Annotated in this window: 24 protein-coding genes; 20 read left to right on the top strand and 4 right to left on the bottom strand. The window is 54.7% G+C overall.

The window, feature by feature from the left end; translation table 11 throughout:
- Positions 1-6 precede the first annotated feature (6 nt).
- Genes L0M99_RS07195 through L0M99_RS07190 form a run of 3 tightly spaced genes read left to right on the top strand, consistent with a single transcriptional unit; the run spans position 7 to position 1,635 of the window.
- Positions 7-1,143, top strand: coding sequence for a hypothetical protein (locus L0M99_RS07195; RefSeq protein WP_238128218.1), 1,137 nt, complete (start codon positions 7-9; stop codon positions 1,141-1,143).
- A complete protein-coding gene (locus L0M99_RS10005; RefSeq protein WP_425304313.1) occupies positions 1,134-1,355 on the top strand; it encodes a helix-turn-helix domain-containing protein in 222 nt (73 codons plus the stop codon). Before L0M99_RS07195 ends, L0M99_RS10005 begins: the two co-directional genes overlap by 10 nt.
- A complete protein-coding gene (locus L0M99_RS07190; RefSeq protein ID WP_238128217.1) occupies positions 1,348-1,635 on the top strand; it encodes an HNH endonuclease in 288 nt (95 codons plus the stop codon). Before L0M99_RS10005 ends, L0M99_RS07190 begins: the two co-directional genes overlap by 8 nt.
- Here the strand turns inward: L0M99_RS07190 and L0M99_RS07185 are convergent.
- Positions 1,627-1,860, bottom strand: a complete 234-nt coding sequence (locus L0M99_RS07185) for a hypothetical protein (protein ID WP_238128216.1) — start codon at positions 1,858-1,860, stop codon at positions 1,627-1,629. The two genes, L0M99_RS07190 and L0M99_RS07185, sit on opposite strands and share 9 nt — an antisense overlap.
- Positions 1,861-1,882: 22 nt before the next feature.
- Here L0M99_RS07185 and L0M99_RS07180 point away from each other — a divergent pair, with 22 nt between their 5' ends.
- From L0M99_RS07180 to L0M99_RS07105, 16 genes are all read left to right on the top strand, one after another.
- Complete coding sequence (locus L0M99_RS07180; protein ID WP_238128215.1) at positions 1,883-2,104, top strand: hypothetical protein; 222 nt, start codon at positions 1,883-1,885, stop codon at positions 2,102-2,104.
- Entirely contained in the window at positions 2,101-3,549 is a 1,449-nt protein-coding gene (locus L0M99_RS07175; protein WP_238128214.1) for a terminase large subunit, read from the top strand. The genes L0M99_RS07180 and L0M99_RS07175 overlap by 4 nt, the downstream gene beginning before the upstream one ends.
- A 98-nt stretch (positions 3,550-3,647) precedes the next feature.
- Positions 3,648-4,781 carry a phage portal protein gene (locus L0M99_RS07170; RefSeq protein ID WP_022865517.1) on the top strand — a complete coding sequence of 378 codons (1,134 nt, stop codon included), beginning with the start codon at positions 3,648-3,650 and terminating at the stop codon, positions 4,779-4,781.
- Complete coding sequence (locus L0M99_RS07165; protein ID WP_238128213.1) at positions 4,778-6,331, top strand: HK97 family phage prohead protease; 1,554 nt, start codon at positions 4,778-4,780, stop codon at positions 6,329-6,331. Before L0M99_RS07170 ends, L0M99_RS07165 begins: the two co-directional genes overlap by 4 nt.
- A 2-nt stretch (positions 6,332-6,333) precedes the next feature.
- Entirely contained in the window at positions 6,334-6,645 is a 312-nt protein-coding gene (locus tag L0M99_RS07160; protein WP_022865519.1) for a hypothetical protein, read from the top strand.
- Positions 6,642-7,010, top strand: coding sequence for a hypothetical protein (locus L0M99_RS07155; RefSeq protein ID WP_238128212.1), 369 nt, complete (start codon positions 6,642-6,644; stop codon positions 7,008-7,010). Before L0M99_RS07160 ends, L0M99_RS07155 begins: the two co-directional genes overlap by 4 nt.
- Positions 7,011-7,022: 12 nt before the next feature.
- The gene (locus L0M99_RS07150; protein ID WP_238128211.1) at positions 7,023-7,466 is read left to right on the top strand and encodes a hypothetical protein; all 444 of its coding nucleotides are present in this window, start codon (positions 7,023-7,025) and stop codon (positions 7,464-7,466) included.
- Positions 7,467-7,916, top strand: a complete 450-nt coding sequence (locus tag L0M99_RS07145) for a hypothetical protein (protein WP_238128210.1) — start codon at positions 7,467-7,469, stop codon at positions 7,914-7,916.
- A complete protein-coding gene (locus L0M99_RS07140; RefSeq protein ID WP_238128209.1) occupies positions 7,913-8,230 on the top strand; it encodes a hypothetical protein in 318 nt (105 codons plus the stop codon). Before L0M99_RS07145 ends, L0M99_RS07140 begins: the two co-directional genes overlap by 4 nt.
- An 88-nt stretch (positions 8,231-8,318) precedes the next feature.
- Positions 8,319-10,529, top strand: a complete 2,211-nt coding sequence (locus L0M99_RS07135; RefSeq protein WP_238128208.1) for a phage tail protein — start codon at positions 8,319-8,321, stop codon at positions 10,527-10,529.
- Positions 10,526-12,394, top strand: a complete 1,869-nt coding sequence (locus L0M99_RS07130; RefSeq protein ID WP_238128207.1) for a hypothetical protein — start codon at positions 10,526-10,528, stop codon at positions 12,392-12,394. The genes L0M99_RS07135 and L0M99_RS07130 overlap by 4 nt, the downstream gene beginning before the upstream one ends.
- The gene (locus tag L0M99_RS07125) at positions 12,378-12,830 is read left to right on the top strand and encodes a hypothetical protein (protein ID WP_238128206.1); all 453 of its coding nucleotides are present in this window, start codon (positions 12,378-12,380) and stop codon (positions 12,828-12,830) included. Before L0M99_RS07130 ends, L0M99_RS07125 begins: the two co-directional genes overlap by 17 nt.
- 15 nt (positions 12,831-12,845) lie before the next feature.
- Positions 12,846-13,661: an N-acetylmuramoyl-L-alanine amidase gene (locus L0M99_RS07120; protein ID WP_238128205.1), complete on the top strand. Its 816-nt coding sequence runs from the start codon at positions 12,846-12,848 to the stop codon at positions 13,659-13,661.
- 3 nt (positions 13,662-13,664) lie between these two features.
- Complete coding sequence (locus tag L0M99_RS07115; RefSeq protein WP_238128204.1) at positions 13,665-13,904, top strand: phage holin; 240 nt, start codon at positions 13,665-13,667, stop codon at positions 13,902-13,904.
- Entirely contained in the window at positions 13,876-14,223 is a 348-nt protein-coding gene (locus tag L0M99_RS07110) for a hypothetical protein (RefSeq protein WP_238128203.1), read from the top strand. Before L0M99_RS07115 ends, L0M99_RS07110 begins: the two co-directional genes overlap by 29 nt.
- Before the next feature lie 371 nt (positions 14,224-14,594).
- Positions 14,595-14,819: a helix-turn-helix transcriptional regulator gene (locus L0M99_RS07105; protein ID WP_238128202.1), complete on the top strand. Its 225-nt coding sequence runs from the start codon at positions 14,595-14,597 to the stop codon at positions 14,817-14,819.
- On the opposite strand, the gene L0M99_RS07100 is transcribed toward L0M99_RS07105, so the two are convergent.
- The gene (locus L0M99_RS07100; RefSeq protein WP_238128201.1) at positions 14,803-15,627 is read right to left on the bottom strand and encodes a tyrosine-type recombinase/integrase; all 825 of its coding nucleotides are present in this window, start codon (positions 15,625-15,627) and stop codon (positions 14,803-14,805) included. The two genes, L0M99_RS07105 and L0M99_RS07100, sit on opposite strands and share 17 nt — an antisense overlap.
- 196 nt (positions 15,628-15,823) lie before the next feature.
- Positions 15,824-16,450 (bottom strand): oligoribonuclease, encoded by a 627-nt coding sequence (orn, locus tag L0M99_RS07095; RefSeq protein WP_238128200.1) that lies wholly within the window; start codon positions 16,448-16,450, stop codon positions 15,824-15,826.
- Between the two features lie 105 nt (positions 16,451-16,555).
- Here orn and ilvA point away from each other — a divergent pair, with 105 nt between their 5' ends.
- The gene (gene ilvA, locus L0M99_RS07090; RefSeq protein WP_238128199.1) at positions 16,556-17,803 is read left to right on the top strand and encodes a threonine ammonia-lyase IlvA; all 1,248 of its coding nucleotides are present in this window, start codon (positions 16,556-16,558) and stop codon (positions 17,801-17,803) included.
- A 134-nt stretch (positions 17,804-17,937) separates the two neighbouring features.
- Here ilvA and L0M99_RS07085 read toward each other — a convergent pair whose 3' ends face one another.
- The gene (locus L0M99_RS07085) at positions 17,938-21,048 is read right to left on the bottom strand and encodes a UPF0182 family protein (RefSeq protein WP_278613106.1); all 3,111 of its coding nucleotides are present in this window, start codon (positions 21,046-21,048) and stop codon (positions 17,938-17,940) included.
- Positions 21,049-21,061: the final 13 nt, after the last annotated feature.

Raw genomic sequence — 21,061 nt, 5'->3', positions numbered from 1 at the left:
GCCGTGATGAGTGAGGCTAGCCCGGCTTTGAGGCTTACGGCGGGCGCTCCTACGTCTGTGTTGATTTCGTCTTTGGCTAGGTCTTATTGGGGCGTGTTAGATGGTCCGGAATGGAGAGCCGCCCGCTCTATCCTGCAGGCGCTAACGCTTGCCCCGTCCTCTAAGAAAGATATTAATCAGTTCGATAACGCGGGCAAGGTGTTTACCACCGCAACGCAACTAATGCGGATCTCTGGTTATTGCGAGCGGTGGACACGGATCGCACTGCAAACCCTGGAAGAGATGGGCGTCATTAAATGGACGCGGGGCATGATCGTGTCTGGTAATCCTACTTCTTCGTTGTTTGTTGTGGTTAAGCGGAAGCTGGTCGAGCTTATTAGTTTCGCTAGGCCGCGCTCTAAGCGGATTGATGAGGAGCAGCGTAACCGGTTTATTGCCCGGCTCGCGGATATTTTGCGGCGGCGTCGTGGTAAGGACGGGGCGGAGCGTACCCCCGATAGTGTGCGGGTGCCGTCTAGAGGCGCTGGAGGGGTTAAGACTAATGATTTGCAGGCGCGTTCTGCCTGTTCGCGCCATGCGGAAGCCAGTGCTAGCCCCTCTAAGTCCTTAGGAGGGTACCCGGCTAGCCGGGTAACCCGCCTAAGAAAGAGATTGTTCCGCTCACCCGATGAGGACAAGCGCGAAGCGCTTGATCTATTTAACGCGTCAGCTGATCCGGTGGAAGATAAACCGGCGCTGTCACCTGCAACTATAGAAGATTTCATTAGCAATGATAAGGAGTTGGAAATGTTGCCAGCTATGCCAGAAGCTCACTTAGAACTATTGCCGGATGTGTGTCCTCATGGTGGATATGATCCAGCGCAATGCAACCTGTGTGTTGATGCTACTAGGAACCAGAACGCTATGAAGGACTGGAGGCGCCGGGTAGCACAAGACCCGGCATATAAGAGAGCAGAAGAAGCCGGGCTGTTAGAGGTATCAGACGAGCAGATAATCAGAGACCGCGCTACCCAGATAGCTATCAAGCAAGCCGAATCCATGATGTTTAAGGATCGGGCGGAATGGATGGCGTACGTACTCACTACCGCTGACCGTTTGGTTAAGGAATATGAAGCCAAGGGTGAGGCCGTGTTATGGCGATAGAAAGGCAAGCGATGAGGAAACCTATTAGGACAACACAACGGGGGCGCCTGTTAACCACTGAGGAGGTAGCCGCCATTCTGGGAGTAACGCCGGGCTATGTTAAGCAGTTGCGCTACACGAACAAGGGGCCGGCCTTCATCCGGTTGGGGCGGGCGATTAGGTACGCGCCGGGTGATGTCACCGCTTACGCTAGGCAGGTACGCAATGGTTAGGTGGAAGGAACTACCCGGGAGGGTACGCCGGGAACTCACGCAGCAGATAGCAGAGCGTGATGGCTGGGTGTGCCAGCTGTGCGGGCTACCCATCTCGCGTTACCCGTTGCGCCGGCGTGACCAGTTGACCGCTGACCATATCATTCCGGAATCGTGGGGCGGGGTGTCAACGATTGATAACCTTAGGGCTGCTCATTGGGGTTGCAACAGCGCGCGCGGTAACAAAATGAAGCGGCGGGTGGTCATCTATGACATTTTGCGTGAGGTGTTATCAGCGTGAGCAAAAATATTTTGGCCGGCGTTTTTTCTGGCGGATACGCTCTGTCCACTCCACGCCGCCAGGCTGTAATCCCTCCCTTTTTAACTCAAAAAAAATCCCCTGACCAGGAAAGAAACCAAAAATGCCAGGTAATATCATTGATTCTTTAATCCCTGAATGGGACGCAAACCAGCGCAAAAAAGGACAATCATACACAGCCGCTTGCGAAACAATAAAAGCACTCACAGCCCAGGGAAAACTAGAACAGATGGATGCAGCCCTATGCGAGTTACTGTTATCCACGGCTGTTGATGTTGACTCAATCGCCCCCGGTGATGCTGCTTCCGGGCGCGCAGCTATCCGTAAGACCTATCTAGGGATACTAGGCAAGCTTTACGAGGTGATAGACGAGCGCGAACGAGCCACTAACAGCTTAGGTAATGCTAGCCCGCAAGAGCGAGTAGCCGAACTGCTGCATATTGTGTCATGAAACTACCGGCATCTAAATGGGTGGCTGACCCGCCGCCCTCCTACGCCCCTACCCCCGCCAAAGGATACAAATCGGAGGCGGCGCCCATATGTGTTATCGCGGCAATGATGGGATGGGACTTGCAGCCATGGCAACGCCGCGTACTAGAAACCGCTACCCAATACCGGGAAGACAAAAAGGGCAAACGCCATTACCGTTTCCGCGAAGTGCTGATATCTGTCCCGCGCCAATCGGGTAAAACTACCCTAGTATGCGCTCTAGGAATTTACCGCGCTTTGCTTAACCCGGGTAGTGAGATCTATTTTTCCGCTCAATCCGGGCTATATGCCTCTGCTGCTATGAAAAAGCTAGGCTCCGCGTGGGAAACCCACTGGGACAAAGACCTAAAGGCGTGTTTCGATTTCCTACGCTCTAACGGCTCGGAGGGATTCCAAGCTAAGAATGGCTCGATCTTCCAGCGCTTCACCAGAGGACCGGAAGCCATGCACTCCAAAAGCCCCCGGCTAGTCATTAACGATGAGATATGGACCCTAAACGCCCTGGAAGGCGCTGACCTGGTGGGAGGTATCCGCCCGGCGCAATCAACCTTCGGAGATGAAGCCCAAATATGGCATTTATCCACCATGGGAACCGACAAATCAGAATTCTTAAACGACATGGTGACAGATGGCCGGGAAGGCAAACGCGCCGATCTGGGTTATTTTGAGTGGTCCCTAGCGCCCGGGCTAGACCCTACAGATTCTAGCCTTTGGGGTTTTCACCCCGCCCTAGGCAACACCCAAACCCTAGACACCCTCAAAAGCGATTTTGCCTCTCTGTGGGAACGCACCCCGCAAGAATGGGAACGCGGCTACTGCAACCGGGCTACCAAGACCCTAACCGGGGAATACGTACCCTCTAGCATGTGGGAAGGACTAGAGACAGCAGGCACAATCCCGAAAGACAATGCCACGTTAACGTTTTCGGTAGAGGTATCCAGGCGGGGAACCGCCGCTACTATCGCGGCCGCGTGGCAACGAAGCGAACCCAACCCGGGGACATCCGTAGTGATCATCAAGCAAGCGCCTTTCACGCGGTGGATTATCCCCGCCCTCAAAGCCCTCAAAGTCAAATTCCCTACCGCGCCGGTATATGTGGACGCCGCCGGACCAAACCGGCGCTTACTAGAAGACTTTGCGGAACAAGGCATAAGAGTTCAAGAAGTAGACCTAAAACAACGGCTACTAGCAGACGGGGAGTATTTCACGGCGATAAGAACCGGGACACTCGCGCATGACCATTCCCCCGCCCTGGAAGAAGCTAGGAACGGAATAATGGTCAAAATAACCAACGGTTTAGAGCGCATAGACCGGGATAAATCAGCCAACGACCCCGCCGCCATGATCGCGGCGTCCGTGGCCGCATGGGGCGCCTCCAGGGACGAAAAACTAGCCATCTACACCTAACCCCTTTACTATCCCTCAGTGTCCCTCAGTGTCCCTCCATAGCCCTCCTGTTAACAATCCCTAGGACAATTGCGGGTGCCTGGCTTAGCTTTGCGGCTATGGGACTCCTAGACTTCTTCAAACGCTCCAAAACCTTTAGCGTTCCGAGTGGAAAAGGGATCACCCCGCCCCCGCGTAGCCCCCGCCTAGATGAACCGCTATCCCTACCGGCGGTTTATCGCGCGGTGCAAGTAATCGCTAATGGCATCTCCCAGCTTCCCCTTTATGCGGAAAAGAACGGGCGGCGCCTAACCCCGGCGCAAACTCCCGGGATCCTTAAAACCCCAGACCTCAACATCTCACGAGATGAGTTCATTGAACAGCTAGTTTTATCCCTAGCGCTTAGGGGTAACGCCTACTGGCTGGCCATCGGAGAATACCGGGGCGCCCCTGCAGAACTTCGCGCGATCCACCCGGATCTAGTAACCGTTACCTGGGATAAAACCAAAACCCGCCGGGTATATTCCATAAACGGGAAAGAGATCCCGGCCGGGAAGATGGGACACGCCGCCTTATCGCGTATGCCCGGCATGTTAACCGGTATCGGACCTATCACCGCCGCAAGGCGGGATTTAGAGGGCGCGGCCGCGATCCGAGATTACGCAACCGACTATTTTGCCTCCTCTGGACAACCCGCCGGAATCCTCTCCACCGAGCAACCCCTAAACAAGGCAGAAGCCTCCGACATTCTGCAGGCCTGGAACTACCTAGACGAAAACGGGCAACCCCTAGACATGGCAAGTAATCCATCCCGGGCAAGAGTCCTTCCCAAAGGCATAAAGTACACCCCGATTCTTATTAGCCCTAAGGACGCGCAATGGCTCGAAGCCCGCGCCTTTACCACGACCGAGATAGCGCGCCTGTTCGGTGTACCCGCCGGGCTACTCCTAGCCGCCGTAGACGGAAACTCTCAAACCTACAGCAATATTGAACAGGCCTGGATAGAGTTCAGCCGCTTCACCCTCACCGGCTACACCCGCAAGATAGAAGGCGAATTGAGCAGGATGTTACCCGCCGGGATGCAAGCCAAATTCAACTACGAAGGCTTACTACGGGCTGACACCAAGACCCGTTACGAGTCCTATCAGATCGCTATCAATTGCGGGCTACTCACCAAGGACGAAGCCCGCGCCCTCGAAGGCAGAGAACCCCTAGACGAACAAGACCAAGAGCAGGAGGAAACAAACGAATGAGTGACCTAGACCAGCTTCAAACCCGCTCCCTCACAATCCGAGCAGACGGCAACAAAGAAGAACGCGGGGTAACCGCTCTAGGCGTGCCATATAACGATGAAACCCAAATATGGGACGGCCTCTATGAGCAGTTCGCACCCGGGAGCGTAGACGCTACCGGCGCAATTTTGCGTTACGCGCACTCTGAGCCCATCGGGCGAATAACCGCAACCCGCGAAACAGAAAACGGCGTGGAGTTCGACGGGGTAATCTCCCAAACCACCCGCGGCAATGAAATCTACCAACTCTTAAAAGACGGGGTGCTCACCTCCTGCTCTATCGGGTTTGAGGGCATCGAATACGACCAAGAAGACCGCGAAGACGGAGCGCATATTACCTGGAAGAAAGTCCGGGCGCGGGAGTTCTCCATCGTGGAGTTTCCCGCCTATGAGGCCGCGAAGATCGAAAAAGTTCGAGAAAAACAACCCAAACCAAAAGAAAAAGAAAAGGAAAAAGATATGGAAAACGAAACCACAACCGAAACCGCTGAGACTTTGGAGCGTATGGAAGCCCTAGAGCGCTCCCTAGCAGCCCTAGCAGACAAGCCCGCCCCTACCACCCCCGGGATCAATTACCGCTCTTATGGTGAGTTTGTAGCCGGCTACAAAAAGGGCGAAGACGACGCAAAGCAGCTAGCCCGCGCGGCTGCTACCGGAACTACCGCCGATTATGTGAACCTGCCAGTCTGGTTAGGCGATATTGAAAAGCGCATGGAGGCAAAGCAGCCAATCAAGAATTTATTTACCACTATTGCGTTGCCCTCCACTGGCATGACCATGGAATACGGGCTAAAAGCAGAGCCATCCACTATCAAGGTAGGCGAGCAGGCAAAAGAAGGAGACAAGCTAGTAACCGGTTTGCCCGCAACATGGACCGTACAATCTGCAACTGTCTCGACCTACGGAGGCGCGGTAGACAACATCACCCGCCAATCTATCGAGCGCACCACCAGCCCCGTTATTTTGGATGAAATTTTCAAAGACTTGGCCTATCAATACGCCGCGACCATTGAAGCGGACGTTCGGGAAAAGTTCCAAGCGCTCGCCGCCGATAATACCCCGGTGCTCACCCTTACCAAGGGAACTACTGCCACGGTGGCGGACCTGGAAGACCTCCTACTAGACCTAACGGACGTGTATGAGGACATCCCCTATTCCATGGACGGCCTGCTAGTATCGCCTAGCGTTTTCAAGTGGGTAAAGAACCTGCCACGCGATCCGCGCGCCCTACAGCTGCAAGGCGCCCCGCTAGAACACCAGGGAACTATTACCTTTAACCTGCCTAGCGCTCAGATCGGACAGATCACTATTAGCCGCGTTCCCAAGTGGGAAGGCGATCACATGGTTGCCTACTCCAAAGACGCGCTAACCACGGCGGAACTACCCGGCGCACCCCTACGGCTGGAAGATGAAAACATCACCACGTTAACTAAACAGTTTTCCGTCTACGGGTACGCCGCGATCTTTAGTCAACATCCGGATCTTATTAAGCCGGTAAAGATCGGCGCCTAGACATGGCAGACGTAAACCAACTGCGCGCGTTTACCGGGGCGGCGGCCTCTGACAGCGAATACCTATCCGCCTGTCTAGAGGCTGCCACCGAGCGGGTTAACCGACATATCGGGCGCTGCCAGGTACCCGGACCGGTACTAAACCAAGCAATTTTAGAAGTTGCCGGGAATCTGTGGCAAAGGCGGGTAGGCAAGCAGGATCTAGCAGCTTTCGGAGATGGCACTTTATTGGCGTCTCCTGCCCGCCCGGCTCTGGATCCGCTCACCCCTGCCCGAGCCCTGCTGGCTCCCTGGCTAGGAGTAGGAATCGCATGAGCCTACTAGCAGAGATCATCGAATCCGAGCAGGAAGCCCTAGCCGGGGCGCTCCCAGACTCTTACCTAGTCACGAGCGAGCCAACTAGCGGTTATGCGGCGCTAGCTGCAGGCAAGAACGCCGCGATCATTACCGAGCCAAACATAAAACCAGAATCATTTAACCAGCTTGTCGCGGATTTTGAGATCTGGCTAATAGCAGCAGAACAAGACCAGACCCAAGCCCGCGCCGCCCTCTCTAGCGGCATAGAGGCACTAGTACCCCTTGGGTTTGATTCTGCGTATGCGCTAGGAGTAACCCCGCCCGGTACCACCCGGTATTTTGCGGCCTACAAAATCACTTATTCAAACAGCTACCAAATATAAGGAGAAACAATCATGGCAGTTAAAGCAGACAAACTAGGACCTGGAAAACTCACGTTTACCCCGGATGAAGGCGGCGCCGCCCGCGAGTTCGCCGGGCAATGCACCAAACTAACTTACAAACCGGAATACAAGACCGAAGACCCGACCCCGATGTTAGACGGCTCGGAGTACCTCGAGCCCGGGGAACTCACCGGCTCCCTAGAGGGTGAGATCCTGCAAGATTATGGAACCGACTCGCTCCCTAAATGGTGTTTCGATCACATGGGCGAAGAAGTGCAATTTGTCTTTAAACCGAATAACGCGCGCGCCCTAACCATTAAGGGGCGTTGTCAGGTGGCGCCGGTAGAAATCGGCGGGGACGTCAAAAAATCCAACTCGACCGGCTTTAGCTTCCCGACCGTGGGTAAACCAACCCTAGAAGAAGCAGCCGATCCCACCGTTAACCCTGCTGGATAGATGGGAAAGAAAGAGCGCGGCGCGGTCGAAATCGCCGGGCTAGACGAACTGAGATATTCCCTACGAAAGATCGGGGATGACCTCGAAGACTTCAAAGCCCTCAACTCCGAGATAGCGCAAAAAGTAGCCGGCCGCGCCCGCTCCAAAGCCCCCACCCTAGAAGGCACCCTACAAGGCACCATTAGAGGCGGCGGCGCGAAACGCAAAGCCACCGTAAGAGCCGGCAACGCCCGCGTCAAGTACGCGTGGGTTATCCATTGGGGCCGGAAGATGTGGCCGTCTCTAACAGCGGAGCCGCCATCATCGGGGCGTAAACCCTTTGCCGCCCCCGTAGAGCGCCGGCCTTTCATCATGGAGGCCGCTAGGGAAATGGATCCGGAAATTCAAGCCATGTACGCAAAGATCATCAAAGAAAAAACCGCAAAACTCAAAGGAGCCAATCTGATATGAGCGTAAAAGTAAAGCATTTAAACGTTATTTATGAGGGAGGCCGGGAAGCCTCTTATCCCCTACTTCCCGCCGCTATCGTAGCCGCGGAAGGATACGCCGCCTCCCGGGAAATGAACATGAGTGAAATGGCCTACGAAGGCACCCTATATGCCGCTTGGACCATGGCACGCCGCAAAGAACCTAACGTCCCAGAGTTTAACGACTGGCTAAACTCCCTGCTTGCAGCTGAAGAATCAGAAGACGGCCAAGGCGTGACCTTTCGAGAACACAACCCTAACGGAATCGATAGCGGCGCTATGCCTAGCAACGGGTAGCAGCCCTACCGGGTGGCTAGACGCGCCCCCCGGGATCCTATATGAAGCCCTAAACCAACTCGCAGAACTACAGGAGGAATAAGGAATAATGGCCGGCCCCGCCGTGATGGCAATAAAAATTGTTGGTGACGCTACCGGCGCCCAAAAAGCCCTAAACGGCGCGGGCGGCTTCCTAAATAAATTCACCTCCAAGTTTGGCAAAGCCGGTCCGCTAGTAGCCGCCGGAATCGCGGCAATCCCGGTAGCAGCAGTAGCCGCCGCTAAAGGACTGTACAACATCGGGGAAGAGTTCGACTCGATGTATGACACAATCCGGATAGGCACCGGAGCCAGCGGGCAAGCGTTCGAATCTCTTAAAGGATCCGCCCGTAACGTAGCCGCCACCGTCCCAGCGGATTTTGACAAGATCGGCAAATCCCTAGCAGACGTAAACACGCGCACCGGGCTAACTGGTAAGACCCTAGAAACCGTGTCCAGCCAATTCTTAGAGGCCGGGCGGATCCTAGGCGAAGAGGTAGACATCAATAAAGCCACCGGCGCGCTAAACGGCTTCAACATCACCGGCAAACAAACAGAAGCCGGCATGGACACCCTCTTTAGAGTCTCCCAGGCTACCGGCATATCCATGAACGACCTGTCCGGGATCCTCGGTAAGAACGCGCCGGCGCTGCAATCCCTCGGCTTTAGCTTCAACGAATCCGCCGCCATGGCCGGCCTGCTAAACAAGAGCGGCCTGGACGCTAACAAGACGCTCGGATCTATGGGCAAAGCCCTCCTAGAGGTATCTAAGAGCGGGGAAAAACCCGCCGATGCCTTCAAGCGGGTAACCGGAGAAATGGGAACCATGCTAAAGAAAGGAGACGAAGCCGGCGCCCTAAACCTAGCGTCCAAACTGTTCGGAACCCGCGGCGCCCCCCAATTTATCGGAGCCCTAAAATCCGGGGCGATCAACATGGACGCCATCGCCAAAGCCGCGCAAGGTAGCGGGGATACCATTCTAGGAGTAGGCAAGGAAACCGCCGACGCTGCCGAAGCGTGGCAGCTACTCAAAAACAACGCCAAGTTAGCGTTAGAGCCGCTAGCTTCCGGGGTGTTTAACACTGTGGGACAGGCGCTAGGGTGGCTAGCCGGGCTAATCAAAAACCTATCCGGTCCCGGCGGGCTCGGAGCCATGGGCAAAGCGTTTGATTCCCCCGCCCTCAAAGCGGCCGGGAAAATCTTCCAAGATATCGGGACGCAAGCGCAAGGCCTCTACCAAGCCATAAAACCCGTAGCGGCCGCGATTATTGGCGCGCTAATGCCAATATTTAGCGTGCTCCTACCGATAGTTACCGGAACATTTACCGCTATAGGCTCCGTTATCCGCGGCGCCCTGCAAATCCTAACCGGCATCTTCCAAGTATTTAAGGGGATCTTTACCGGCGACTGGAACACCCTATGGAACGGCCTTAAAAGCATTGTTTCCGGGGTATGGACAGTAATCAGCGGGATCATAACCGGATCCATCCAGCGCGTACAAGGCATTATAGCCGGAGCCCTAGCCTTAATCGGTACCCTATGGAATAACGCCTGGGCTGGGATCATAGGCCTAGTAACCGCGGTATGGAACGGGATCACCGGCGCTATCTCTGGCGGCTGGAACCGGGTAAAAAGCTTCTTCACAGGCGGGGTATCCCTTATAAAGAACCTTTGGGGCGCTGGCTGGCATTGGGTGCACGCTAAGGCGGTCTCCATCTGGCGCGGGATCACCGGCGCCATATCTTCCGGTGTAGGCCGCGCGGTGGGCGTGGTTAGAGGATTACCCGGCCGGGCGGTTGCGGCGGTAGGAAACCTAGGACATCGCCTAGTAGGAGCAGGAAAAGACCTAATCCGCGGCTTCATAAACGGGGTAGGCTCCCTAGGGTCTGCAATCTGGGACGCCGGCAAAAAAATCGCGAACAAAGCCATCAACTCCATAAAACACTTCCTAGGAATCGCCTCCCCCTCCAAAGTCTTTACCCTCATAGGCAAACAGACCGGGCAAGGCTTCATCAAAGGCCTAGACCAGATGAGCCCGCTAGTTGCTAAAGCCTCTAAAGACCTAGTAGAAATCCCAACCGCCAAACCTATAAAGCCTATAAAACTTGCCCGGTGGATCCGCCCCGGTAACAGGGATGCCACGGTAGCGGCCGCCCCGATTAACATCACCGTAAACGGCGCCCTAGACCCGCTAGCGGTAGCCCGGCAAATCAAGCAGCTACTAACCGGCCTTGAGCGTGGCCGCGGTCAAATCACTATTACCCCCGGGGTGAGCGCATGACCTGGCTAAGTATTGGGGATTGGGAGATACCCCACAGCGCAAAAGCGTTAGGCCGGGAAGGGTGGGGAGTCTTAGACGGCGCGGAAATCACTTTCGGGCGGCAAAATCAGTTAGATAACCCCGAAATAGGCACCATGCGAGCCGTTATCCGCTGCGAAAATATCACCGCCGCTAGGCAGGCTCACAAGATCCGCCCCGGAAGCCCGGTTGAACTAGATTCCTCATTTGTACTCTCGCACACCATAGCGAAAACCCAAGCGATCAAGGACGGGTGGATAACCCCCTACCTCGAAGACGGCGCCCCGATAGGCTATAGCGAATGGGTGGGCAATTACTTTGTAGCGGGCTCCTGCTGGATAGGGCCAGGACCCTGGGACACCGGAAACCCGCAAGAATGGCGCTATATAGCCGATAAAGTCAACCCCGGATCTTCAATAGCAGTAGAGTTTACTTTAACCGCCCCCCAACATGCGCCCGCCGCCCCTAGCGTGCAACTCACTAACACGTTCAATCCAGAATCTACCTACCTAACCGTTCTGGAATCCGACCCGGAAATAAAACCAGAAAACACCGGCGCCGCTACCTGGCAGATACAGGGGGAAGCCCCTATGCCCGGGGAAGGCTACCCAGTCTTATACCTATACGCCCCGCCCGTAACCTGGATGGACCACCCAGAGAATGAAACCTGGGACAGCCTAGAGGCTAACCCAGCCTGGAGGATATGGGGCGCCTGGCAGGTAGGAAAAACCCTAAAGCTGGGACCGACCTCCAACGCCTCCCAATCCGTACACGTATTTTCCGGGGTAATCACCGCCCTAGAAATCAAAGGACTACCCGGTAGCAAATCAGAGATCACTATCACCGCCTCCGACCACCTCCACCCCTTAAACGCCGCGAAAATCGCCGCGCCCCGCCGGCAAGCAGAACCCCTAACCGAGCGTATCCAATGGGTACTAGACCAAACCGCCGATTATCTAATATCCGCAGGCTATACCCCGCTAGCCCTGCTCACCCAATCCGATATAAATCCGGTGCTGCAGTCGGTAGACGTGGACGCCCGCCCCGCCCTCGACCTTATAAACCAAGCCGCCACCAGCGCGGCGCTCACGGCCTGGCCGGTAGTCTCAGAGGGCGGAGACTGGGGAATCTTCCTAGAAGACGCAGACACCCGCCCCGCCATCTCCTACATCACCCTAGACGCCGCCGGCGTAGTATCCACCGAAAAAGTCACCACAAACTGCCTCATAGTAGACGGCTCCCAAATACCCCTAGAAGGCGTCACCATTACCAAAGACGGAGAAGTAGCCGCCACCCAATGCGAGATTAGCTACCCAATCGAAAAAACCGACCCCCAAACCGGGCAAATCTCCTACGACACCGCCAAAACCCTAACGGGCGATATCGGACCGGCCGGCCTGAAAATCGAAACCTGGCTAAAAAACCCCGAAGATACTACCGAGACCGGGCAACGCTGGCTACGCCGGGTAGAGCGCGGCGACTGGAAAATAACCGGGGTAAGTATCGACACCGCCCGCCTATCTGGAGACACTAGCGGCGGGCAACTAATAGACATCCTCTACAGGATCGGACAGCAACTAGTTATTTACTCAATGCCGCAATGGATACCCGGCGCCCACGACATTGAACGGTTTTGCATTGAGGGCGGGAGCCTGACCGCGCATAAATCCGGGTGGATCATCAACCTAAACCTAACCAGACCAGGAGGCGCGGGCTACGCCCTGAAATGGGAAGAAATCCCCGCCCCCGCCATCTGGGACAAAACACCGTTGCCATGGGCGCGTTTCGCCGCGCTCACCACGAAAGCCAAAATAAAGGAAGGATATAAAGATGCCCGCAACAACTAAAAACTTCTCTATCCCCTACCCTACCGGCGGCGACCCCGTCAGAGACGCCCCCCAAACATTCCAAGACGCAGTAAACATCATCGACGACTGGCTCAAAGACCCCTTTATCATCATCGATGGGCGGAAATACCCGCTATCAGGGGCGATTAAGAACCCGGGCGGGTGGAAACTAACGGCTAACTATTCCAACAACTGGAACGGTACTATAAAGCTACAAGCCCCTTATCGCGCGCCTGAGGGTTTCACATTCCAGATCTTTTGTCTGGAATCCAGCGGTTTTACTCAAATATCGACCTGCGTCTATAACCGTGAAACGGGTTTTATTGAGGGGCGCGTATACCAGGGCGGCAATTCTGACCAAAGTTTTATTCAAACTATCGGGTGGCGGCTCGTATCCATGGCTACTGACCCTAACCGGCTACAAGGAAACCACTAGAAAAGGAACCCACTAATGAACTACGAAACCTTAACCGCTGACGTCAATTTAATAATGAATAAGCACTACACCAAAGGCAGAGGCGGCCACAAAATCGACAAGATCCTAGTCCACCACAATTCCGGGCGCCTCACCACTAGGGGCTGCTGGGATACGTGGCAAACCCGCCAGGCTAGCGCTCACTACCAGGTAGAAGAATCCGGAAAAATCGGACAACTAGTCTGGGATCGGAACACGGCATGGCACGCTAGCAACTGGAAAGCCAATCAGACGTCAATCGGGATCGAGCACGCCAATAACGATACCAAGGCGTGGACTATCAGCCCCGCAACCCTAGAGGCAGGGGCACATCTGGTGGCCGCGCTCTGCAAAAACTACGGGCTAGGACGCCCGGAATGGCTAAAAAACGTCTTCCCACATCAGTATTTCGCTAACACCGATTGCCCCGGCCAAATAGCACACTCCCAGCGCGCCCAATACATGGCCAGGGCACAATACTGGTACGACACTATGACCGGCCATAAAACCGCAAAGCCCGCGCCCGCCACTAAAGGCGTAGACCTCGAAGCGCTGGCTAGCGCGGTAATCGCCGGCAAGTACGGCAACGGTGAAGCCCGGCGGCGCGCCCTAGGCGCTAATTATCAAGCGGTGCAGACAATCGTAAACAAGCGGCTAACCGGGAAATCTAAGCCCGCCCCTAGGGTGGATCTTGAAGCGCTCGCTAGCGCCGTGATCGCCGGCAAGTACGGCAACGGGCAAGAACGGCGCCGCCGGTTAGGCGCTAATTATGCAGCGGTCCAGGCGATAGTAAATAAGCGGCTGTTGGGGTGAGTCATGGGTAAACATTCTAAAGAGCGTATTAGCTGGTTAACGCCCGCCGTGCGTGGCTGGCTCTATGGGATCATAACCGCGTTAGTACCCTTGCTAATCATCTATGGAGTCCTAGACGAGCAGGCCGCGCCGCTATGGCTTGCTCTGGCAGCCTCTATCCTAGGCACCTCAACCGCGCTAGCACACACCCCGCTAAAGAAAGAGAGTCTAACCATTGATTTTCCCACTCACAGCGCCCGCTAGCCTGGCTTGGTGGCAAGACCTAGCCGGTATGGCCGCGCTAATAACCGCGATTGCCTCTATTCCCGGAACTATCGCCGCCTACCACGCCTCTAAAACTAGGGAGGCTTTCCGGCAAGAAATGAACCCGGATCACGGAACCTCTCTAATCGACAAGGTGGACGCGCTCACGGAGTCGGTAGCCTCCGTAGGCCATCAAGTTGGAGAAATCCGGCGCGACATGGACCGCGAACACCGACACATAAACGCCACCCTAGAGCGTCACGACAAAGACATAAAGGAGAACCGCGATGCCGTAAGCACGATAAACCTTCTTAGATAATGTGACATACACAATTAAATTAATGTAGCTTCCAGCTTGCGTAATTGCTGGATATGTGTATATAATAGAAGTGTTCTTGAGGGAAACCGAAAGAATATCCCCCGGGCAGGCCGGGGGATGAGAGAGAAAGGAGTTAATATGCTATGGGTTCAAATCATTAGCATATTGATTAACCTTTCAATTGCTATTGTAGCCTGGCTCACCTGGTGGGACAAGCACAAAAAGTAAATGAAAGGTTACCCCCTCCGAAAGGAGGGGGGACTTTCTCTTACTCTAGGAGGGTTACATCATGGTTTTGCAGATATTACAGCTGCTAGTATCCCTAGCGGCTCTCGCTGGCGTTATCGCCTTATACCGCCAAAACAAGCGCGATGATTAATTATTTAACCGTGAACGGGATAGCCCGGCGTTTCGGGCTATCCCCTCACACCATAAAAAGCCACATCACGCGCGGAACATTCCCCGCCCCTGATGCTGCCATTGGAGCAGGAAAAGCCATTAAATACGGGTGGCTACCCGAAACCGTGGATAACTGGCAGCAAACCCGCCCCGGCAAAGCCGGGCGCCCCAAAGGCACCGTTAAGCAGCAGCCATAACCGCCGCCCGCAAACGAGCGGGCGCAACCGTCACATAAGCAAGCGTAGTTTCCGGAGATGCATGGCCAAGCAACTCCTGCACGCTCAAAAGATCGCCGGTAGCCTGATAAGCACGGGTAGCAAAGCCGCGCCTAAGATCATGCATAGAAACCCCCGCCGGCAACACCCTAGACACCAGGGCGCCTACTGTAGCCGGTGCGAGATGGCCGGCGTCTGCACCCGGGAAAAGATAGCCGCCTGCTGCTCCTGCCTTAATCGCAGCCGCTAGACTCTCAGTAATTGGCACTTGCCGATCTTTACCGCCCTTGCCGTGCACAATAAGAGAAGATCCCAAAAGATCAGCCACGACATCCCGGGCGTGTACCCGTGCCACCTCACCACGCCTTAGCCCTGCCTCACTGGCTAAGCGGATCATCATCCCTACACGCTCGCAGGCTACCGCGCGCGCTTGCTCCACCTCTGCCAGGGTTGCCGGGCGCTTAATCGCTTTGAATTTTTTTCCTGCTGGCAAATCTTCCACCGGGGAAACCTTGACCCGCCCGGCAAGCACCGCCCAAGAATAGAAAGCCTTCACCGCTTGGTGAGCAGACCGGCGCGTATTAGGCGCCCAGTCGTGAGCAGCTGACCAAGCAACCGCCGCGCCTAGATCGACCTGCCACGGCGGCATATCGACCCAGCGGGCAAACCGCCTAACCCACCTAAAACGCAAATCCCGGGTAGTAGCAGGACGCCCCTCAGAAACTAGAAACTTTATAAAATCCTGTAATTCCGGCTCCCATCCGGCCGGTACTGGCTCCAATCCAATCATTGGCCAATTTACCCACTGGCTTAGAAAAAAGTGTTAACCCATCTCATGCCAAGCCTGTAATCCCGAGGTTGCAGGTTCGATTCCTGTCGGGGGCGCCAAAGCCAGGGTAAGCCCGGCCTACCTGTGACCCTGGTGTAAATCCCTGATTTGTGAAGCTTAGAAACCTGCAGTATCTGAGGCTTTTGCTCTCAGCCGACTAGGCGCCCAGTCCCTGGGCTAATACCTCTTTCGCTGCCGCTTCACATTCTTCACTGGACGGGCCTTCTCCGGTCGGCCAAAGCACCTGGCGATAATAACGCAGCTCCTGGATGGATTCGCGAATATCGGCGAGGGCGCGGTGTCCCCCATGTTTTTCAGGTGCATGATAAAAAGCGCGCGGATACCAGCGTTTCGCCAGTTCTTTTACCGAAGAAACATCCACTAGCCGGTAATGTAAATGGGAGATTACCTGTGGCATTTCTTTTTCCAGGAACTGTTTATCGGTGCCTACCGAATTCCCCGCTAACAATGCCTGTCCCTTTCCGGGCACGAAATGCTTAATATAGTCCAAAACCTGTTTCTCGGCATCTGCTAGGTCTAGCGCCGCCGGAGTTTCTAATTCCGCTAGCAAACCAGACTTAGTGTGCATGTCGCGCACAAAATCCCCCATATTTTCTAAGGCAGCAGTTGTCGGCTTAATCAGCAGATCGATCCCCTCGTCCACGATATTAGTTTGCCCATCGGTGATAATCACTGCCACTTCTATCAGGCAATCTTTCTCTAAATCGAGTCCGGTCATTTCGCAATCGATCCACACTAAAGGATCTTTCAGGTTATTAGTCATACCTTTAGCCTAATCCATCCAGACTTTGATGCCAGATAGCGAAAGCTAACGGCACGGGCTAAGTAAATCTCGATAGGTTATTAACGATCGATTATAGGAGGGATGATGAGCACAGTTACTGCGAGAGATATAGAGGTGGCTGCCGGAGTACTAGCCAAGGTAGCTACGAAAACTCCGCTGCAAAAGAGCGAGCGTTTAAGCGAAGAAGTCGGGCGTCCGGTTTATCTAAAGCGCGAAGATTTGCAGATTTGCCGCTCCTTTAAAGTGCGGGGCGCCTATGTGCGCATGGCAGCTATGGATGAGGATGAGCGGGCGGCCGGGGTAGTTTGCGCTTCGGCTGGTAACCATGCCCAAGGAGTTGCCTATGCCTGTGCACATTTGGGAATACAAGGCACGATTTTCTTGCCGGCCTCCACTCCGCGGCAAAAACGCAAACGGATTGCCACTATCGGGGGCAAATGGGTAGAGCCGGTGATCGTGGCCGGGGACTTTGATGAAGCTAACCGGGTGGCGGCAGCCGCAGCTAAAGATGGGGGCAAAGTATATGTGCACCCCTACGATGACCCCTATACAATTGCTGGTCAGGGCAGTATTGCAGTGGATTTGGATTCCCAGCTGCCAGAAGATACCGATATGATTTTGATTCCGGTGGGAGGCGGCGGTTTGATCGCTGGAATGGCAACTTGGCTCAAAGCCCACCGCCCGGGTATCCGGATTGTGGGAGTGGAATCTCAAGGGGCAGCCTCAATGAAAGCGGCTCTTGAAGCCGGAAATCCGGTTTCCCTAGATCGGGTAGATTCTTTCGTAGATGGCACCGCCGTGGGTAGAGCCGGAGATTTGACCTACCAGGTAGTGCGGGATTTAGTCGATGACATTGTGGTGGTGCCTGAGGGCGCGGTTTGTACCGAGATGCTCGACCTCTACCATTCCGAGGGCGTTATTGCCGAACCTGCCGGAGCCTTAGCGTCAGCAGCGGCACGCAACTTCTTGCCCCAAATCCCCAATGGCTCGGTGGTTTGCCTGGTCTCTGGCGGTAATAATGACCTGTCGCGATATGCGGAAGTAACCGAGCGTTCCGGGCGTTACGAAGGTCTACGCCACTATTTCCTGGTGACTTTCAACCAGGAACCGGGGGCTTTGCGCTCATTCCTAAATGACGTGCTCAGTGACGGTGAGGACATCATTTATTTCCAGTACACCAAGAAGAACAATCGGGATACCGGTCCGGCGCTGGTCGGGATTGAACTTCCAGATCCCAGTGATATTAAGGGGCTGCGCCGACGCATGGCGGCCTCTCCTTTGCAGGTGCAAGAGATCGATCCTTCCTCCCAGATCTTCAAGATTTTGGTGTAGGAGGAAACTAGCATGAGGTAGCTGCCGCTAACTAAGCGCGACTGCGAGCGACTTAGACCAATACTTAGGGGGCTAGGCTGCCATTTTACCTGGCGACCTAGCCCCCTAAGCTATGGCGCTAGTGCTGCTCGCGGTTACTTCGCGGTCTTGACACCCTCATCTTGAGCCGAGACTGCCCGCGAAATCGCGTCATTCAGAGACTTTTGGGCTTCGCCGTACTTCGTCCAGTCCCCAGCTTTCATGGCGCTATCTGCTTCCGCCATCGCCTTCTTGGCATCTTGCAACGCCGTGTTCAGCTTCTCTTGCGCACTGGGAGCTTTAGCAGTTGCTTCTCCCGCTTTACCTTTCGCTGCCGGAGCTTTCTTATTACCGTCATTGGAGGCAGTAACCGCTCCAGAATCTCCCCCGAATACCTGATCTAGGGCTTCTTTCAAGGTAGGCGCGAACCCGACTTTGTCACCGAAGCCAACCAATACGCTTCTTAGCTGCGGATACTGGGTGGTACCGGTGGATTGCACATAGACCGGCTGCACATAGAGCAGACCGCCCCCTACTGGCAAAGTCAGCAGGTTGCCGCGGATAACTCTAGAACCTTGCTGATCCTGCAAGTTCAGTTCCCGGTTAACTTCCGGATCGGAGTTGAAGGTGTTTTGTACCTGCCCGGGGCCGGGAACGGTAGTGTCGGAAGGCAAAGCCAAAAGCCGCATCTTGCCGTAGCCTTCGCGCACCTTGCCTTTCTCGTTGCCGGTTTCAGAATCGACAGCAAGGAAGCCCGCCATGGCGGCGCGCCGGCCTTCACCACCCGGGATAAACACGGAAGTCAGGGAGAACTCGGCACTCCCCTGATCGGTGTTTTTACCGGTGGGCATCTTCATCGTTAGGTAATAGGGCGGCTGCAGTTTGCCAGAGCCCTCCAGCTCACGAGAAGTTGCCGTGGGGTCTTCAGATAGTTTCCACTGGTCACCACCGGTGTAGAACTCTGAAGGATTGGTGACGTGATAGTTAGCTAGCAAAGAGCGCTGGGCTTTGAAGTAATCCTCCGGGTAACGCAAGTGACTCATCAAATCCCCGCTAATCTCCGATAGCGGCTTAATCTGACCGGGATAAATCTTTTGCCACGCTTTCAGGATCGGATCTTCTTTATCCCACTGATATAGCTGTACCGAACCGTCATAGGCATCCACCACAGCCTTTACCGAGTTACGCATGTAATTCACGTTATTTTGCACCGCGAACTGGGCAGTTCTCGCAGTCGCCGTATCGGCGGTGGCATCCGTGAGGTTAATATGCTGAGAATACGGATAAGAATCAGTGGTGGTGTAGGCATCCACAATCCACACCAGCCGTTTCTTCTCGCCTTTCTTGCCATCCATATTCACGATCGCAGGATATGCCCGAGAATCCAAAGTGAGGTAGGGGGCAACTTTGGCCACCCGCGTAGCCGGATCCCGGTCATAAAGAATCTGCGATTCGCTGTTGATCTGGTCAGAGAAGAACAGATCTGTTGAGCGGAATTTCAATGCATAGAGCACCTTATTTAGGAAGTTTCCAACCTGAGGCCCGCCGTCACCATCGAAAGTGGTGTAAACCTGTTTATTATTCTTTGCGTCTTGGTAATCCAACTCTTTAGGATCCGCCCCCTTAGGCGCGCCTACAATTGAGTATTCGGGAGAGGCTTGCGAGAAGTAGATCCGTTTCTCGTAATCACCGATATCCCCTGACTCTTTATCGGAGAGCGAGGATTCCCAATAGGAAGGCAACCCTTCGGAGGTCACCTGGTTACCGTAGGCGGCTACTACCCCGAAACCGTGAGTGTAAACCGTGTGGTCATTTACCCAGTTGCGTTGAGACTGCGCCAACCCGTTCAAGTTAATATCGCGTACCGCAATCACGGTGTCACGCTTTTCCATTTTTCCGTCTTTATCCGGGAAGTTGTAACGGTCAACCGCAAACTGATCTGGGAAAGAGTAGTAAGGGCGCGACTGTTTCATCTGCCGTACCGCCGGGGAAATAATTTCCGGATCTAAAAGCCGGATCTGCTGAGTAGAGTCAGCATCCTGACGCAGCTGGTTAGCGCTGGTTTCATTGGTGACCTGGTCGTAGGAAATCAAATCCAGATCCTTCATCCCGAAGGCATCCAAAGTGGCTTTGATATTACGGTCGATATATTGGCTTTCCAGCTCCCGCTCGTTGGGGCGAACCCGGAACTGTTGGATAATAAACGGATATCCCGCCCCAATCACCAGGGCAGATACCACGGTTACTGCAATGCCCGCGGCCGGCAGATACCAGCCACCCCTGAAGGCGGCGAACACAAACAGTGCCGCCACAATCAAAGCGATAACTGCCAAAATCGTACGTGCCGGAATAATCGCATGCACATCGGTATACATAGCTCCATCGGTCGGCGAGTTTTGCCCATAAACCATAGTCCAGCGGTCGATGACATAAGTTATCCCCACCATCACCGAAGAGATCGCCAGCAAAACACCCATATGAATACGGGCACCGCGAGTAGCTTTAGCTTTGGGAGTTACCGTCATTGCCCCCAATAGGTAGTAACAAATCAGACAGGCAACTAGCGAAACACCTAGCAGAGTCAGCAAAAAGGTGACCGCCATATCGATCAACGGTAAACGGAACACAAAGAAAGAAATATCAAAACCGAATTGCGGATCTTTCTTCCCGAAAGAACCGCCGGTGAACGCCACCAGCACTTGCCGCCAACTAGCAGCCATCCCGGTTGCCAGGAATAGGGCAATCAAGGCCGGAATTCCTAAGAAAATACCGCGGTGATGGCGGGTAATAGTGGAACGATATGATCGAATAGATGAAGCGATGGTTCCCATTTCCGGACGGTTACGGTAGGCAACATGCAAGTTGACTGCCAAAATTGCCCATGCAATCAGGAAAGCCACTATAAACATTCCTCCAGCGGCAATCCACTGGGTAAGCAGTACCCGCAAATATCCAGTTTGGCGGAACCACAAAACCTCGGTCCACACGGCCGAAGCCACCAGCAGTAACACCACTAGCGCTACGATTACGCCAATAGCGATACCAAGAGGCCCCGGTTTTTTGAACTTTATTTTCGGTAATGGCCTATTTCCATTGCCACCGGCTCTTCCAGAGCCGCCGCGACCGTTTCCGCCGTCTTTACCGGCTCCAAATCCACCGGGAAAGCCGGGAAAGCCACCGCCTTTGCCGCCACTGAAGCCAAGATTTCCAAATAAATCGTTACTCACGAGCCCCTCCGGG

This window comes from Varibaculum cambriense (genome assembly GCF_022133705.1).
GTDB classification, from domain to species: Bacteria; Actinomycetota; Actinomycetes; order Actinomycetales; family Actinomycetaceae; genus Varibaculum; species Varibaculum cambriense_A.
Note: the sequence above shows the minus strand (reverse complement) of the source record. Positions and strands in the feature narration are given on the sequence as shown.

What these genes read in the sequence shown, in the direction of transcription:
- L0M99_RS07195 (WP_238128218.1), top strand. Translation starts at nt 7, where the DNA reads ATGAGTGAGGCTAGCCCGGCTTTGAGGCTTACGGCGGGCGCTCCTACG.
- L0M99_RS10005 (WP_425304313.1), top strand. Translation starts at nt 1,134, where the DNA reads ATGGCGATAGAAAGGCAAGCGATGAGGAAACCTATTAGGACAACACAA.
- L0M99_RS07190 (WP_238128217.1), top strand. Translation starts at nt 1,348, where the DNA reads ATGGTTAGGTGGAAGGAACTACCCGGGAGGGTACGCCGGGAACTCACG.
- L0M99_RS07180 (WP_238128215.1), top strand. Translation starts at nt 1,883, where the DNA reads ATGGATGCAGCCCTATGCGAGTTACTGTTATCCACGGCTGTTGATGTT.
- L0M99_RS07175 (WP_238128214.1), top strand. Translation starts at nt 2,101, where the DNA reads ATGAAACTACCGGCATCTAAATGGGTGGCTGACCCGCCGCCCTCCTAC.
- L0M99_RS07170 (WP_022865517.1), top strand. Translation starts at nt 3,648, where the DNA reads ATGGGACTCCTAGACTTCTTCAAACGCTCCAAAACCTTTAGCGTTCCG.
- L0M99_RS07165 (WP_238128213.1), top strand. Translation starts at nt 4,778, where the DNA reads ATGAGTGACCTAGACCAGCTTCAAACCCGCTCCCTCACAATCCGAGCA.
- L0M99_RS07160 (WP_022865519.1), top strand. Translation starts at nt 6,334, where the DNA reads ATGGCAGACGTAAACCAACTGCGCGCGTTTACCGGGGCGGCGGCCTCT.
- L0M99_RS07155 (WP_238128212.1), top strand. Translation starts at nt 6,642, where the DNA reads ATGAGCCTACTAGCAGAGATCATCGAATCCGAGCAGGAAGCCCTAGCC.
- L0M99_RS07150 (WP_238128211.1), top strand. Translation starts at nt 7,023, where the DNA reads ATGGCAGTTAAAGCAGACAAACTAGGACCTGGAAAACTCACGTTTACC.
- L0M99_RS07145 (WP_238128210.1), top strand. Translation starts at nt 7,467, where the DNA reads ATGGGAAAGAAAGAGCGCGGCGCGGTCGAAATCGCCGGGCTAGACGAA.
- L0M99_RS07140 (WP_238128209.1), top strand. Translation starts at nt 7,913, where the DNA reads ATGAGCGTAAAAGTAAAGCATTTAAACGTTATTTATGAGGGAGGCCGG.
- L0M99_RS07135 (WP_238128208.1), top strand. Translation starts at nt 8,319, where the DNA reads ATGGCCGGCCCCGCCGTGATGGCAATAAAAATTGTTGGTGACGCTACC.
- L0M99_RS07130 (WP_238128207.1), top strand. Translation starts at nt 10,526, where the DNA reads ATGACCTGGCTAAGTATTGGGGATTGGGAGATACCCCACAGCGCAAAA.
- L0M99_RS07125 (WP_238128206.1), top strand. Translation starts at nt 12,378, where the DNA reads ATGCCCGCAACAACTAAAAACTTCTCTATCCCCTACCCTACCGGCGGC.
- L0M99_RS07120 (WP_238128205.1), top strand. Translation starts at nt 12,846, where the DNA reads ATGAACTACGAAACCTTAACCGCTGACGTCAATTTAATAATGAATAAG.
- L0M99_RS07115 (WP_238128204.1), top strand. Translation starts at nt 13,665, where the DNA reads ATGGGTAAACATTCTAAAGAGCGTATTAGCTGGTTAACGCCCGCCGTG.
- L0M99_RS07105 (WP_238128202.1), top strand. Translation starts at nt 14,595, where the DNA reads ATGATTAATTATTTAACCGTGAACGGGATAGCCCGGCGTTTCGGGCTA.
- L0M99_RS07100 (WP_238128201.1), bottom strand. Translation starts at nt 15,627, where the DNA reads ATGATTGGATTGGAGCCAGTACCGGCCGGATGGGAGCCGGAATTACAG.
- orn (WP_238128200.1), bottom strand. Translation starts at nt 16,450, where the DNA reads ATGACTAATAACCTGAAAGATCCTTTAGTGTGGATCGATTGCGAAATG.
- ilvA (WP_238128199.1), top strand. Translation starts at nt 16,556, where the DNA reads ATGAGCACAGTTACTGCGAGAGATATAGAGGTGGCTGCCGGAGTACTA.